Source organism: Limosilactobacillus mucosae, assembly GCF_013423865.1.
Classification (GTDB): Bacteria; Bacillota; Bacilli; order Lactobacillales; family Lactobacillaceae; genus Limosilactobacillus; species Limosilactobacillus mucosae.
The window spans coordinates 1,981,308-1,995,719 of the sequence record NZ_CP058954.1 but is presented as its reverse complement, the minus strand read 5'-3'; the positions used below and the strand labels follow the sequence as shown (position 1 = coordinate 1,995,719).

The 14,412-nt window shown below is 45.2% G+C and carries 11 protein-coding genes; 7 read left to right on the top strand and 4 right to left on the bottom strand.

Annotated features, from left to right (window positions below; translation table 11 throughout):
* The first annotated feature begins 88 nt into the window (after positions 1-88).
* Positions 89-691, top strand: a complete 603-nt coding sequence (locus tag H0G69_RS09880) for a nitroreductase family protein (protein ID WP_180304830.1) — start codon at positions 89-91, stop codon at positions 689-691.
* Positions 692-841: 150 nt separating this feature from the next.
* Positions 842-1,258, top strand: a complete 417-nt coding sequence (gene msrB, locus H0G69_RS09875) for a peptide-methionine (R)-S-oxide reductase MsrB (RefSeq protein WP_180304829.1) — start codon at positions 842-844, stop codon at positions 1,256-1,258.
* A gap of 68 nt (positions 1,259-1,326) precedes the next feature.
* On the opposite strand, the gene H0G69_RS09870 is transcribed toward msrB, so the two are convergent.
* Complete coding sequence (locus H0G69_RS09870; RefSeq protein ID WP_180304828.1) at positions 1,327-3,540, bottom strand: alpha-galactosidase; 2,214 nt, start codon at positions 3,538-3,540, stop codon at positions 1,327-1,329.
* Between the two features lie 99 nt (positions 3,541-3,639).
* On the bottom strand, positions 3,640-5,598 hold the full coding sequence (locus tag H0G69_RS09865; protein WP_033934520.1) for a sugar MFS transporter: 1,959 nt from the start codon (positions 5,596-5,598) through the stop codon (positions 3,640-3,642).
* 600 nt (positions 5,599-6,198) lie between these two features.
* Here H0G69_RS09865 and H0G69_RS09860 point away from each other — a divergent pair.
* Positions 6,199-7,476, top strand: coding sequence for a dicarboxylate/amino acid:cation symporter (locus H0G69_RS09860; RefSeq protein WP_180304827.1), 1,278 nt, complete (start codon positions 6,199-6,201; stop codon positions 7,474-7,476).
* A 75-nt stretch (positions 7,477-7,551) separates the two neighbouring features.
* Complete coding sequence (gene pepF / locus H0G69_RS09855) at positions 7,552-9,348, top strand: oligoendopeptidase F (protein ID WP_180304826.1); 1,797 nt, start codon at positions 7,552-7,554, stop codon at positions 9,346-9,348.
* Positions 9,349-9,404: 56 nt separating this feature from the next.
* Here pepF and H0G69_RS09850 read toward each other — a convergent pair whose 3' ends face one another.
* Positions 9,405-9,863, bottom strand: a complete 459-nt coding sequence (locus H0G69_RS09850) for an Lrp/AsnC family transcriptional regulator (RefSeq protein WP_006500815.1) — start codon at positions 9,861-9,863, stop codon at positions 9,405-9,407.
* Positions 9,864-10,052: 189 nt separating this feature from the next.
* Here H0G69_RS09850 and H0G69_RS09845 point away from each other — a divergent pair, with 189 nt between their 5' ends.
* The gene (locus H0G69_RS09845; protein ID WP_006500814.1) at positions 10,053-10,547 is read left to right on the top strand and encodes a universal stress protein; all 495 of its coding nucleotides are present in this window, start codon (positions 10,053-10,055) and stop codon (positions 10,545-10,547) included.
* A 198-nt stretch (positions 10,548-10,745) separates the two neighbouring features.
* Here the strand turns inward: H0G69_RS09845 and H0G69_RS09840 are convergent, their stop codons facing one another.
* A complete protein-coding gene (locus tag H0G69_RS09840) occupies positions 10,746-11,885 on the bottom strand; it encodes a tyrosine-type recombinase/integrase (protein ID WP_180304825.1) in 1,140 nt (379 codons plus the stop codon).
* A 246-nt stretch (positions 11,886-12,131) separates the two neighbouring features.
* On the opposite strand from H0G69_RS09840, the gene H0G69_RS09835 reads away from it, so the two are divergent.
* Together H0G69_RS09835 and H0G69_RS09830 are read left to right on the top strand one after the other, a co-directional pair.
* Positions 12,132-12,320: a helix-turn-helix domain-containing protein gene (locus H0G69_RS09835; protein ID WP_180304824.1), complete on the top strand. Its 189-nt coding sequence runs from the start codon at positions 12,132-12,134 to the stop codon at positions 12,318-12,320.
* A gap of 85 nt (positions 12,321-12,405) precedes the next feature.
* Positions 12,406-14,022 (top strand): DNA primase family protein, encoded by a 1,617-nt coding sequence (locus tag H0G69_RS09830; protein ID WP_180304823.1) that lies wholly within the window; start codon positions 12,406-12,408, stop codon positions 14,020-14,022.
* Positions 14,023-14,412 lie beyond the last annotated feature (390 nt).

Genomic DNA, 14,412 nt, shown 5'->3' with positions numbered 1-14,412 from the left:
CTTACTTTTTATAAGATAAAATCATTTACAAAAAGTAAGTAACAAGTTATAATACAAATAACAAATCTTCAGAAAAAGAGGAACGACTATGACAAATCAATTTAATCAACTTCAAGAAAAACGCCGCTCCATTTATGCATTAGGCAAAAACGTCAAGGAAGACAAGCAGACGTTGGTTGACCTGATCGAAAAGACGATCGAACTGTCGCCATCTGCTTTTAACAGTCAGACGGTACGTGCGGTGATTGCTTTTGGCCAAGATTCCGATCGAATTTGGGATATCGTATTGGCTGAGCTGCGCAAAGTCGTAAAAGATGATGAAGCTTTTGCCAAGACGCAAGCTAAGGTCAACAGCTTTAAGGCGTACGGAACGATTCTGTACTTTACTGAAACGGCGACCGTAAAGCAGTTGGAGGCTGACTTCCCAACGTATGCCGCCAACTTTGCTGGCTGGGCTGAACAGGCAATTGGCGGTGCTCAGCAGGCGGTCTGGGAAGCCTTGGCCGTTCAAGGACTGGGTGCATCGCTGCAGCACTACAACCCGCTGATCGATGAAGCAATTGCCAAGGCGTTTAACATTCCTGAAACTTGGCAGCTGCGGGCTGAAATGCCGTTTGGATCCGTTGAGGCACCAGCTGGCGAAAAAGACGTCCTGCCTGCTGAAAAGCGGTTTAAGGTATTTGGTGCTTAATAATCGAGCGATCCGCGCAATACGGGTCGCTTTTTTGATAGCGTAGGCATATTTTTACGTCAAAACGATGCCAGATGATACAATGACCAAAATCAAAATGCTGAATGACAAGCAATCAATCGTTCAGCAGGTATGAAATGAGGGATTGCGATGACTGATAAAAACAAGCTGACTGAAATGCAGTACCGCGTTACGCAAGAGGCTGCTACCGAACCGCCATTTACCGGCAAATATGATCAGTTTTTCGAAAAAGGCATCTATGTCGATGTTGTGAGTGGCGAGCCGCTGTTTTCTTCACTGGACAAGTTTGATTCGGGCTGCGGCTGGCCGGCATTTACCAAACCAATTACCAAGCTGAAAGAAAAGCGCGACCAGTCATTTGGCATGGAAAGAACCGAGGTGCGCAGTCTGAAGGCTGATTCGCATCTAGGACATGTTTTTTGCGATGGACCGCTGGATCGCGGCGGTCTGCGCTACTGCATCAATTCGGCCGCCCTGCGTTTTATTCCGTTTGATCAGTTGGCAGAAGCTGGTTATGGCGAGTACCGAAAGCTGTTTGTCGACTAATTAACACTGACACTAAATCAAAAACCGCACTGTCATTAGACGGTGCGGTTTATTTGTTTGATGCGGAATCAGTCAACGGCTTTAACGATAAACATGTCAGCGTGGAAATCAGATGGTACCTTTGGCGATTGCAGGCGGTTCATGACGCGTGGCACGAAATACCCAGCATTCATCAATTCAGCGCCCGAGAAGACTTCTGAGCCATCATTGACCGTGTAGCGCCGTTCTGGATCCAGGCCTTTGAAGTAGTAGCGGATGTAGGCGGGGTTGGCTCCGTTTAGAATCTGATAGCGCATGCCAATGGCAGTCTTTTGATCTGGGCTGACGGTTTCCCAGGCGTAGACGTTATCGCTGGTATCCGGAGTTTCCAGCCGGTAGAACGTTCCAAACTGGAAGAGCTTGCGGTATTGCTTATAGAAGGCCACCTGCTGCTTGATGGTAGCCTGTTCTTCATCGCTGAGCTCAGTGACGTCCAGTTCATAGCCGAATGCACCGAAGTAGGCCACTTTAGCCCGTGTGTCGATTGAGGTCAGTCGGCCGACTTGATCGTTTGGCACGGCTGAAACGTGGGCGCCCCACATAGAAGGCGTGTAGCCATATGAGGTGCCGTCTTGAATCTTGATGCGTTCAATAGCATCGGTATCATCGCTGCACCAGGCCTGTGGCGCATAGTACATCATTCCCAGATCGAAGCGGCCGCCACCAGAGGCACATGATTCAAACAAGACGTCTGGGAAGGCTTTGGTCAAGCGGTCATAGAGATCGTATACGCCTAAGATATAGCGGTGCGAGAATTCCAGCTGCTGATCGGCAGGCAGGTCGGCGCCGTACATTTCGGTGATATTCCGATTCATGTCCCATTTGATGTAGTCCAGCTTGGCATCTTGAATAATGTGACTCATCAATTCAAACAGATAGTCAACGACTTCCTTACGGCTCATGTCCAAGACGAATTGATGGCGCCCCGGTGTCTGACCACGATCTGGCGTCTTGATCATCCATTCTGGGTGGGTCTGATAGAGCTTGCTGTCAATTGAGATCATTTCCGGTTCAAACCAGAGCCCAAACTTCATGTCGAGATCGTGAACGCGCTTGGCAAATCCAGCAATGCCATGATTGAACTTCTTTTCGTCAACAAACCAATCACCCAAGCTGGAGCGGTCGTCATCGCGATGTCCAAACCAACCATCGTCAAGCACGAACATTTCAATTCCCAGTTCCTTAGCACGCTTAACGATTGGCATTAACTTGTCTTCGGTAAAGTCCATGAACGTGGCTTCCCAGTTGTTGATCAGAATTGGCCGTTCCTGGTGGGCAAAATGAGGGTTAATCAAGTGCTGAGCATAAAAAGCGCCCAACTGCTGAGAAAGTGCGTTGAAGCCATTGTCGGTATAGCTGAAGATGGCTTCTGGAGTTTGGAAAGAGTCGCCTTTATTAAGCTTCCAGCCGAATTCATCCGGGTTGATGCCAATCAGGACACGCGTGGTATCAAACTGGTCGACCTCGACGGAATCCAAAAAGTTGCCTGAGTAGACAAAGTTAAAGCCGAAAACCGCCCCTTGGTTATTGTCGGTGTGTGGCCGGGCCAGCATAAAGAATGGATTTTCCTGATGACTGGAAGCCGTTCGCAGACTCGAAATACTTTGTGTGCCGGGACGCAGGCGATTGCGGTGCAGGTGCCGTTCCCGCGACCAAGAGCCGGCAAATTGAATGAAGTCGTAATCCGCATCCGGCAGATCCAGCTGCGCGCTCAAGGCTCGGTTTAAAAAGACAGTTTTGCCATGGTTGACAAACGTTGTACTGCGGACAATCACGTCTTCATCAGCAAAAATAGTGTAGTGCAGCTGCAGCTCTAAATCGCCATCCGCCAGTTTAACGGTCAGCGTCTGAGAATCATTGCTGTCATCGGCAAATGTTGAAGGCAGGCCAGTCAGCCGCTCTTTACCGTCCTTAAGCTCATAGTCGCGGTATTGGAATTCAGAGGTCCGTGAGCCGTTTGGATAGGTAATCTGGAAGGCTGGATAACGGTAGTCGCCCTTACCCAGTCCGGCATATTCCTGTTTTAGCAGCTCAGCTTGAAACTCAACGTCTTCATCAGTGCGCGTGTTGGTACAGTCGTGTTCTTCACGTGTGTTGAGGTTGGTGTAGTCGTCTTTGAATGGAATCTTAGGACCATAGTAGAGCTGACCTAGCGAGCCGTCCTCAATAACGTGGAAGACGTAGCTGGTATGCTTGGTCTGCAGGTGAAATAATCGATTGCTGGCATTAACTTGGATATTCATGTTCAAATTCCTCCATGATTAAATGACAAACAAAAAGCCCGACTGCTGCAGCCGAGCTTTTTTAGGCCAACAGACTTTTTGATCATTCAATTAGTCTAATTAGTCTTTCTTGACTTCGATTTGCATAATGGTGTCGCCAACTTTGACTTCACCATCCTGCTTGACATAGGTCAAAGTGTAATCAGGTGCCTTTTCAGACTTGGTAAAGGCAATCATGACCGTATCATCGTGACCCGCCTTCTTGATTGCTGGGGCCCAGAATTCCATCAGCTTTTCGCCGGCTGCCACGTGCTGACCTTTGACGACATAGTTGATGAAGCCAGTCCCGCGCATCTGAACGGTATCAACACCAACGTGAATCAAGACCGGAACGCCATTGTCGGTTTCCAGACCAATTGCGTGACGAGTGGTTGGGAAGTCAGCAACAACGGTCCCGGAGAATGGTGCAAAGACTTGGCCGTCAGATGGCTTGATGGCAATACCTAAGCCCATGGTACCATCAGCAAATGGCTTGGAGCCTACTTGAGACAATGGCATCAAAGTACCACTGACTGGTGCCTTGAAATCGATAACCAGATCCTTGGCCAGGCTGGCGTCTTCAGCCAGTTCTTCACGAACGCTGTCATTGCCTTCCAGGTGTTGGTGCCAGGATTGTTCCAGTTCGTCAACGATTTGAGCGTGCATCTTTTCATCCAGCTTAACCTTGCTCTTAAAGCACAGGACACCCAAAAGAATCAGAATTGCAGGAACGACGAACATCATGAGCTTAAAGATCCCCGCACCGTGAGCAGTAATGTCGGATGCCGTAGCACCAGAGATCATGCCGGCAGCCGTAGCCGTCATCCCAACGACACCACCAGCAACGGCACCACCGAACTTGTCCAGCAGTGGACGAACGGAAAGCGTAACGGCTTCGTCACGGTGACCAAGCTTCAATTGACCATATTCAACCGAGTCAGTGATGATCATCAAAACAACCATGAAAATCAGTGGCTGTGGCAGCATGTAAATGGCACCACCAAGAATAACCATTGGCAGAGATTGACCAGCAAAGGCGAAGATTGCCAAACCGATCAACAGAACCAGGATTGAGTAATAGAAGACCTTCATCCGACTGAACTTCTTAGCCAGAGCAGGGAACAGAGCAACCGTAACGGCACCGATAACGCCGTTGATCAGTGCATACAGCGTGTAGGTGCTTGCCCGACCAAGAATGTAGGTGAAGTAGTACAGTTGGAAGGAATTAACGATCTGAATCCCAGTCGTGTAAACCAGGTAGGTAACAGCAATTGCCATTAATTGGTCATTGTGAAGCAGAACCCCAAAGACCTTCTTGAAAGTCGTGTTTTCCTTGTTTTCACGCAGTTCGTTCTTCTTTTCATGAGTGAAGAGACCAACCCCGCAGGACGTAATTGCTGAAATAGCAGCTACGATTGCGGCAAATGCGAACCAACCGCGACTGTCACCAGAGCCACCGTTTGAACTGATAGAAAATGCCAAGACGATTGGCATTACGACAACACCGACCAGCTGACCGCCAAGCGTTGAACCAACCCTGGCGAAGGTAGCCGTCTTTTCACGTTCTGCCGAGTCAAATGAGATTGCAGGAATCATTGACCAGAAAGCCACGTCGTTAAAGGAATAGAAAATATCCATCGTAATATATAAAATTGCAAATACGACGAGGTACAAAACTGGATTCTTGTAGGTCAGACCCCACAGATTAGTGAACAGCAGGGCAATTGCAACGGCAGAAACGATCCCACCAGCAACGACCCATGGCTTAAAGTGACCCCATTTGGTATCGGTCTTATCGATAACGTTACCGATAAATGGGTCAATTACCAATTCAACGATCCGCAGCACCATGATGGTAATCGTAATGAAAGAAACCATGTGGGCTGCTTGGCCACCACTGTTGCTGTTGAACAGGTGGCCGGTAACAAACATCATAAAGTAAGTCGACAGCATCCCATAGAACATATCATGCCCGAAAGCACCAAATGAATATGCAATCCGAGAAGCCATTGATTGTGACTTAGAACTCGCCTCATTCATAATCTAGCCTTCCTCCTTAGAAAAGACATTTACTTAAAACTCTCTGGAATTATATTAAGCGCTTTCAAAAATTAAATCAATAAAAAATAGTAAAAAATTTAGTTAAAAATACTTGTTAAAAAATGATCAAAACGTTTCCAAGGCGTCCTAATAGCTTTTATACCCTGGATAAAAAATAATAAAAAATTTTGCGAACCTTATTATTTTAAAGTTAAATAATTTTCGGAAATTCTTAAGAAACGGTTTTTAGAAATCGTTTACAATAAACGCAAAATCCGGACTCTATACAACTTGTTACCGAACAAATCGACTTAATCTAAAATTAATTGTTCACTTTTTATAAATAACAGTGTAAAATAAGCTTTCGGATACAGATGAACTTAATTTGTGAGCGAAATAACGATACGAAAACCAAAACTTTTACGTACTTTTGCGACCGCATGCTTTTAATAATTCGTACAAGATGGGATGGGCTTTGCTGGAATTGATTCTGGTACGGCCCATTAATTGGAAATAATTTAAACGCGGCCGGTTATTCAACCATAAACTTATGAATGCATCGTTATGACAATCCAAATAAGCGGAAGGATGGAACATCATATGAAACGTTATCGCTTTGGCCGGCTGTCGCTAGGCTGGCAGATTATGATCGGACTGATTTTAGGGATTATCGTTGGGGCCATGACCTATCAAAATACTGGCGCCATCAAGGTAATGCAAAGCCTCGGTACGATCTTTCTGCGGCTGATCCAGATGATTGTAATGCCGATCGTAATCTCTTGCTTGACGGTAGGGATTGCCAATATCGGCGACATTAAGAAGCTTGGCCGAATCGGGGTTAAGACCTTGATCTACTTTGAGGTTTTGACGACGATTGCGCTGTTGTTGGGGATGATCGTGGGCAATATTTTGCATCCTGGTACCTACATCAACATCCATGATCTGCATGCCTCAGACATCTCTCAATATCTGACCACGGCAAAATCGGCTTCCAAGCACAGCGGTATCTGGGACCTGCTGATCTCAATCGTGCCGACCAACATCTTTAAGTCGATTGCAGACGGCGATATGCTGCCGGTAATCTTCTTCTCAGTCTTCTTTGGGCTGGGGGTTGCCTCGCTGGGTGAAAGCGGCAAGATCATCATCGACTTTATGAATGCCGTTTCGGAAACCATGTTCAAGGTAACCAACTGGGTAATGAAGTTCTCGCCAATTGGGGTCTTTGGCCTGATTGGGATGACGATTGCCGAAATGGGTCTGAAAGCATTGCTGCCATTGGGACTGTTTGTGGTGATCGCCTATGCAACGATGATTATTTTCGTGGTGGTCGTCTTGGGAATCGTCGCCAAGATTTTCCATCTGCGCTATTGGAAGACGATGCACGTAGTAATGGAAGAAATTGCGATTGCCTTTTCAACGGCCAGTTCTGAAGCAACCTTGCCGCGTCTGATGGCTAAAACGCAGAAGATGGGGGTCGACAAAGGGATTGCCTCATTCGTTATTCCAACCGGCTACACGTTCAACCTGGATGGCTCGGCAATCTACCAAGCACTGGCTGCCTTGTTCTTGGCGCAGGCTTATGGCATTCATCTGACGATTGCCCACCAGATTACGCTACTGGTGGTCTTGATGATTACTTCCAAAGGGATGGCTGGGGTGCCAGGGGCTTCGTTTGTCGTGCTGCTGGCTTCGGTCTCAACGATTGGCGTACCGGTTGCCGGGCTGACGTTTATTGCCGGAATTGATCGGTTTGTCGACATGGGCCGGACAGCGGTCAACGTGGTCGGCAACACGATTGCAACTTTGGTAATCGGTCAATCCGAAAAATCATTGGATCACGAAAAATACAACCAATACCTGGATAGCTATCAAGGCTAAAAATAAAGCATCGCTGAGAAACTTAGCGATGCTTTTTTTGTATAATTAAGTTAAATGAGGAAAGGACGGAAGACAATGGAAAAACAGCTTAAACGCAGCGAAGTACCTGAAGCGCTCAAATGGGATCTGACGCTGCTGTATGAATCAGATGAGGCAATGGAACAAGCACTTGCCAAAACGCAGCAGAAGGCCTCTGAACTTGCCAAGACGGCAGGGCATTTTGCCAGTGATGGTCAGACCTTTTTAAGGAATCTCAACGAAAACAAAGCGATTAGCGAGGAACTGGAACGTGAATTTGTCTATGGTATGCTGCGGCGAGACAGTGATACGACGGATTCGACGGCAGTCACGCTCTATGGTCAAGTCGTCAATGCCGCGACGACGATTGAAGCTGAGCTGGCCTTTATTCAACCAGAACTGACAGCCATTGACGATGCGGACTTTGCCAAGCTGATGCAAAGCGAGCCGGGACTGGCCGAGTATCAATATGAGATGACCAAGCTGCGGCGGCAGAAAAAGCACGTGCTCTCTAAAGCCGAAGAAACGCTGCTGGGCCATTTGAACAAGTCGCTGGACAGTGCTGAAGAAATCTACAATACGCTTAACGATGCGGATCTGAAATTCGGCAAGGTTCATGATGAAAAGGGGCAGTTAGTTGAACTGACGCATGGCAATCGCAGCCAGTTCAATGAATCGCAAAATCGTTCCGTGCGCAAGGAAGCCGTTTTGGCATATGAAAAACCGTACCATGAGCTGCGCAATACCTTTGCTCAAACGCTGAACAGCTTTATCGGCACAGAAAATGCACTGGCTAGGATTCGTCACTATCCAAGTGCGCGCGCGGCCGCTTTAGGAGCCAATAATATTCCAGAAAGCGTCTATGATACGCTGGTGGCAACCGTCAATCAGCATCTTGATCTGGTTTATCGCTGGTATGAGCTGAAGAAACGGGTTCTGGGCCTGGACAAGATGTATAAATATGATGTTAATGTCCCATTGGCTGGCGAGGATATGCTGAAGACGACTTTTGAACAAGGTAAGCAGCTGACGTGGGATGCATTGCAGGTGATGGGTCCAGAGTATCTGAAAGGCCTGAAAAACGAGTTTGAGCATCGCTGGATCGACGCGGCTGAAAATCTAGGCAAGCGCTCTGGTGGCTATCAAATAGGCGTCTATACGGCAAATCCATTCATTTTACTTAACTGGACTGATAAACTTTACAGTACGTTTGTTTTGGCACATGAATCTGGTCATGCCATGCACAGTTGGTTTGCTCAACAGGCTCAGCCATCGGAATATGCTGATGCACCGATTTTTTTGGCAGAAGTGGCATCAACGTTTAATGAAAACATCTTAACCGACTATCTGCTGGAAAAATACCAGGATGATCCTAAAAAGCTGATCTTTATCCTGGAACAATATATTACCGGCTTCATTGGTACGATCTATCGGCAGACGCAATTTGCTGAATTTGAAGATGCCGCCTACAAAGCAGAGCAAAAAGGACAGACGCTGACGGCCGACTATCTGGATCAATTAAGCGGTGAGCTGGTTAATAAATACTATGGTCCCGCAGTTGAGGAAACCGGCACGCGAACGCAGAGCTGGGCCTATGTACCGCATTTTTACATGAACTACTATGTCTATCAGTACGCAACTTCCTGGGCGGTCTCAACGGCGCTTTCCGAGGCAGTCTGGCAGCATGAGCCGGGTGCTCTGGAACGCTACCTGGATCTATTGCGGGCAGGGGGCAGTGATGATCCGGTAACACTGTTAAAGCATGCGGGAGTTGACGTTACCGACAGCCAATATCTGGAACGGGCTTTTGCGCTGTTTGAAAAGCGTCTGAATCAGATCGAAAAGCTGCTTTAATTATCATTATCGGTTTTGAAAAACGCCTGCGATCGTCTATGACCGCAGGCGTTTTCTTAGTCTTTAACTTCTTCGGGCTGTGGCAGTTTGACGCCTCGGTGATCGACACTGGTTGAAAAGACGATCTGAGTACTGGTTTTGCCAAAGCGCTGCTGAATTTCATTGATAAAATCATCGAGATCTGAAGTGGAAGGGAAAACAACTTCCATGACCTCGGAAAAATCGCCGGTGACGCAATTGCATTCAATGACGTTGGGAACCTGGGCAATGTAAGGATAAAATTCCTTCTTTTGGCGTGGTTCCAGTTGCAGCTGAACGAAGGCCTTAACGTGATAATCCAGTTTTTCTAGATTTACGCTGGTGTGGAAGCCGGTGATGATGCCAGACTTTTCCAGTTTGTTGATCCGAGCGGCAATAGCTGGTGAAGAGATGTAGCAGGCTGCTGAAAGCTCCTTTAATGATACCCGAGCGTTTTCCTGCAGCATGTTGATAATTTGACGATCGATCTTGTCCAATGAAATCCACTCCTTTTAACTAATCACAAAATAATGTCTTTAAATTGTGAAAAAATACAATGTAAATGGTTTATTGTCAAAATAATTTAACTAATTATTGCTTTTTCACCCATAAAAATCAAATGATTCCGCTGTCATTATGGTACAATAAGAATAACAATTAAGTCGTGTGAATTGGAGGTCATAACTATGAATCAAGAATATCAAAACATTCTCGTCCCTGTTGATGGTTCCAAGCAGGCAGAACGGGCACTGAACAAGGCAATTGCCGTTGCTAAGCGTAACGATGCACACATTGACATCCTTAATGTTATCGACACGCGAGCAATGGCTTACAACTTTGCCGGTATGTCAGACAGCAGTATTGCTTACCAGTTGGTCGACAAGTCAAAGGACTATCTGGATGAACTGTACGACAACGCTAAGCAAAAGCAGGGCTTTGACAACATTGACATTCACATCCGGCTGGGGAACCCGAAGACGGTTATTTCCTTTGATTTCCCACGCGATCACCAAAACGATCTGATCATGATGGGTGCTTGCGGGCTGACTCGTCTGCAGCGGGCAATGGTTGGTTCAGTTACGTCCTTTGTTAAGCGGAATGCTCCCGTTGACGTTTTGGTAGTGCGGACCGACTTAAACAACGAGGTACCAGCTGACGAAAAGGACGCTAAGAAGAAATAAGCTTAATTAAATAAACCATTCAAAGGTCGTAATCCAAGCAATTGGGTTACGGCTTTTTGATATTTTAACACTCATTTTAAAAACTGACGATTAACTTTCTTATAAAACTCTAATTTTTGTTTCATAAGTGCTGTAATATCAATGCTTTCAGCGGTTACAGATCTGTTAAAAAACTGCGAGAGACATTGAAGGGGAAAATCATACGTCAAAACTATTAATCAGACCGCTGTATCGTTCAGCGGTCTTTTTTGTGACATGGAGATAAATCTGGCGCGTAATGGCGGAATCTTTATGACCCAACCGCTTTGAGATCAGCTCAATTGGAACACCTAGCTCAGCTAATTTAGAAGCGTGGGTATGGCGAAAAATATGGGTTGATAACGGTTTGGGCAAATCTAATGCTTTTTGAATTTTTTTAAGCTGATTGTCCATTGAAAGGGGGTGAAGAAAAGCACCGGTTTTGGTTTCAATGCTAAACAAAACGTCATCAGGCTGCTTGTTTAGAGAATACTGGCGATAAATTTTGACTGCCTTATCTGGCAGAAGAATAGTACGGTTGCTGCTTTGAGTTTTGGGGGTATTGCTAATTGTAAACTCGCTTTTGCGTTTGTAAGAGTACTCCAATGTACAGTCAATTTTAACAAACCACTTGCCATTTTCGAGAAATACATTCTTGACTTGTAGAGCAAGAACCTCACCGATCCGCATACCAGTAAGATATTGCCACATGAGGACGTCAGCATGTACTGGATTGATGGCTCGAACAGCTTCTAGCACCTGTTTAACCTCATCATCATCAAGATACTTATCTTCAATGCTTTTCGCTGAGTTATTGCGTTTCCAATTGATCTCAAGCTGACCAATTGGGGCTGCGGTATAGTCATGCCGGTACGCATGGCGCATCAGCTGATTAATCTTAGACTTGATTTGACTAACATAAGCGTTGTTGTATCCGCGCTGATAGATCATGGCTTCTAACGTATTGGTCAGATATTTATTAGTGATTTTGGAAACAAGAATATTTGAATCAAAATTTTTCAGAATACAAGCTTTGAGTCTTTTCCAAGACGCAAACGTTGAAGGCTTAACCGTTTGCTGATAGTAATTATCAAATTCTTCAATCAGCTCACCGAATGTAACACCTTCTTTGATTTGACCGTCTTCAAGATGACGAAGCTTTTCTTCAATCCGCTTATTCAGGGTCTGCTGCGCCAGCTTGCGCGTGGTATTGGTTTCCTTGTCCATCGTGATTGATACGCGCATGTACTTAAGCGTCAGAGGGTTTTTGAATTGTTCGACAAACTTAACTTTGCCGGTTTTTGTGGGTTCAGTCCACATGATTGATCCTTCTTTCTATGAATTTACGGCTGCCGGGCACGCGCATAGCTAAAGGATCAATCAAAATTCTAACGATTTAATCTAATAATACTACTTTTGCCTCAACCTCGTTCCACATTTGGAACGAGGTTAAAGTAAAACAACTTCAGTCCAAATTTGGACCGAAGTTGATCGATGTAATGTGGCGAAACTTGTCTAATGCCAAAATTTATTTAATTTTGAAGAAAAGAAAGGAGGCGTGAAAACATGACACCTGAATATATGAGTTTGACTGATGCTGCGAAGTACCTGGGTTACGGGTCAAAGCACGTTGTTTATGACCTGATTAAAGCAGGCCTTCCTGTAATTAAGGTTGGAAAAACAATGAGAGTTAGCAAGACAGCTATTGATAGCTTTATGAAAGCCCATGAAGAAGTAATTACTGACGAAAAGTAAGTAAAAAGGGCAATAAAAAAAGCCGAGTATGCAAGCACTCGACCAGACATCTAATTATTATCGCCCAGAAAGGAAGGACAACAATATGCAAAGTAATTATAAACAATTTGCTAATGAATTAAAAGAGGATTCAACATTTTTAGGAGGAGTTGATAAAGAACCATACACTGTTAATCAATTAATTGGATTGCTGAAAAAGGCGAAGAAGCAGTATCTGACCGAAAAAAACAGTATGAGTAGCTCGAAAAAGAAAATTTATCGTTTAAGCACGCTTGAGACAGCTTATATATTGTCCAAATACTGCCATTTTTGCTGGTACGACAATAATGATGACGAACGGTTGCACATGTCAACATATGACCCAGAAGCTGGAATCTTTCGTGATGGTGAACGACAACTACGCCAATTTATCTTTGCGGTTGAACCGTCGTTTAATAAAAACCGCGCATCAGACGTTATCTATCAGTTAAACCAAATTCATGGTAGAAAAAAACCAGTAGATCCACTCAGCAATCCGCGTTATGTACCAGTTGGCAACGGTATTGTTGACTTGGAAACAAAGCAGATCCTACCCTACACGCCCGATGCTCACGTTAAAACCAAAATCGAAACACCACTACCAACAGCAGAATATGGTACTGGCCGCGTTTTAAAACCCGTACCATTGATTGAGCCAAAAGAACCAGTATTTAACAATGCTGATGGAACGACTTGGACTTTTGACGAATGGCTTAATTCAATCGCTTGCGGTGATGGCGAGATTGTCGAATTGTTATGGCAAGTATTGCATGCAGCGTGCAATACAAACAAGGCAGTTGCGCTGCACAAAGCTATCTTTTTGCTTGGAAATGCCGCCGGAAACAATGGCAAAGGGACGTTCCAAACCGTCCTGCAAAACCTGGTAGGCCGTCATAATTATGGCCTTAAAAAAGTGGCAGAATTCGAAGAACGCTTCGCCATGGAATCACTGGTCAATAAGTCAGTCGTTATTGGCGACGACAATCCGGCTAACACGGTGATTGCTGACAAGTCAAACTTCAACAGCATCATTACCGGTGATCCAGTGATCGTTGAACAAAAACACCATACAGAATACCCGGCACAGATTCGTGCATTAGTGATTCAATCATGTAACAAAATGCCACGCTTCAGCGACGATGGCGGGGTTTACCGGCGACTGCTGATCGTGCCATTCAATGCTGATTTCAACGGCACGAAAGAAAATCCAGCGATTAAGAACCGTTATCTGGCAGATCCAAAACTGCTGCAATACGTTCTTTACAAAGCGTTGATCGAAAAAGGCAGTTTCAACCATTATCTGAATACTGCTGCTTCAGCAACAGCACTTAATCAATATGAACACACTAACAACAGCGTATGGACGTTCATTGACGACGTGTTCGTTGATGGCGACATTGCATCATGGTTGAAAGATATGGACACCATTCCAACAGCCTACCTATATCAAATTTGGTGTCAGTATGCCAAACAGTACGGCTATCAACCAGGTAGTCAAAATACCTTCAACGAAAAAGCTGTTAATAGGCTGCAGAAAGTTTACCATAAGTGCGAACTGAAAAAATGCTGGTTGCCAAAAGCAGATCGTGAGATTATTGAAAATCACCAAAATACTAATTATGGATATATGCCGAACGAAATCAGTAATACAAACCAATCGATTAAATTTAAAAAAAATCCGTAAAAAGCGGTGAAGCGGTGAGGTTTTCGCCAAAAGCCTTGGGAGAGTAAGCGCTAGGTACATTACCGGCGCGGTGAGGTTTGGTGAGGTAGTGTATTGTTTTGGTGAGGCTTTTCGCCAAAAGCCTTGGGAGAGTAAGTGTTAGGCACATTACTGGAGCGGTGAGGTTGAACATAAAACCTCACCGAATCTTATCAAACATTACCGAACCTCACCGGTAACGGAATGCTTGAAACCCTTGGTGCTGTAAGCATAGAGCCAAAACCTCACCGCATTACCATATTTATCTAGAATTTTTTCAAATATTTACCTACCAAGAGATATTTGGAATCAAAAAAGTTACCTTCTGTAATAAAAATAGTGTCTGATCCGGCGTAGTCGCCGGAATACCAC

What these genes read in the sequence shown, in the direction of transcription:
- H0G69_RS09880 (WP_180304830.1), top strand. Translation starts at nt 89, where the DNA reads ATGACAAATCAATTTAATCAACTTCAAGAAAAACGCCGCTCCATTTAT.
- msrB (WP_180304829.1), top strand. Translation starts at nt 842, where the DNA reads ATGACTGATAAAAACAAGCTGACTGAAATGCAGTACCGCGTTACGCAA.
- H0G69_RS09870 (WP_180304828.1), bottom strand. Translation starts at nt 3,540, where the DNA reads ATGAATATCCAAGTTAATGCCAGCAATCGATTATTTCACCTGCAGACC.
- H0G69_RS09865 (WP_033934520.1), bottom strand. Translation starts at nt 5,598, where the DNA reads ATGAATGAGGCGAGTTCTAAGTCACAATCAATGGCTTCTCGGATTGCA.
- H0G69_RS09860 (WP_180304827.1), top strand. Translation starts at nt 6,199, where the DNA reads ATGAAACGTTATCGCTTTGGCCGGCTGTCGCTAGGCTGGCAGATTATG.
- pepF (WP_180304826.1), top strand. Translation starts at nt 7,552, where the DNA reads ATGGAAAAACAGCTTAAACGCAGCGAAGTACCTGAAGCGCTCAAATGG.
- H0G69_RS09845 (WP_006500814.1), top strand. Translation starts at nt 10,053, where the DNA reads ATGAATCAAGAATATCAAAACATTCTCGTCCCTGTTGATGGTTCCAAG.
- H0G69_RS09840 (WP_180304825.1), bottom strand. Translation starts at nt 11,885, where the DNA reads ATGTGGACTGAACCCACAAAAACCGGCAAAGTTAAGTTTGTCGAACAA.
- H0G69_RS09835 (WP_180304824.1), top strand. Translation starts at nt 12,132, where the DNA reads ATGACACCTGAATATATGAGTTTGACTGATGCTGCGAAGTACCTGGGT.
- H0G69_RS09830 (WP_180304823.1), top strand. Translation starts at nt 12,406, where the DNA reads ATGCAAAGTAATTATAAACAATTTGCTAATGAATTAAAAGAGGATTCA.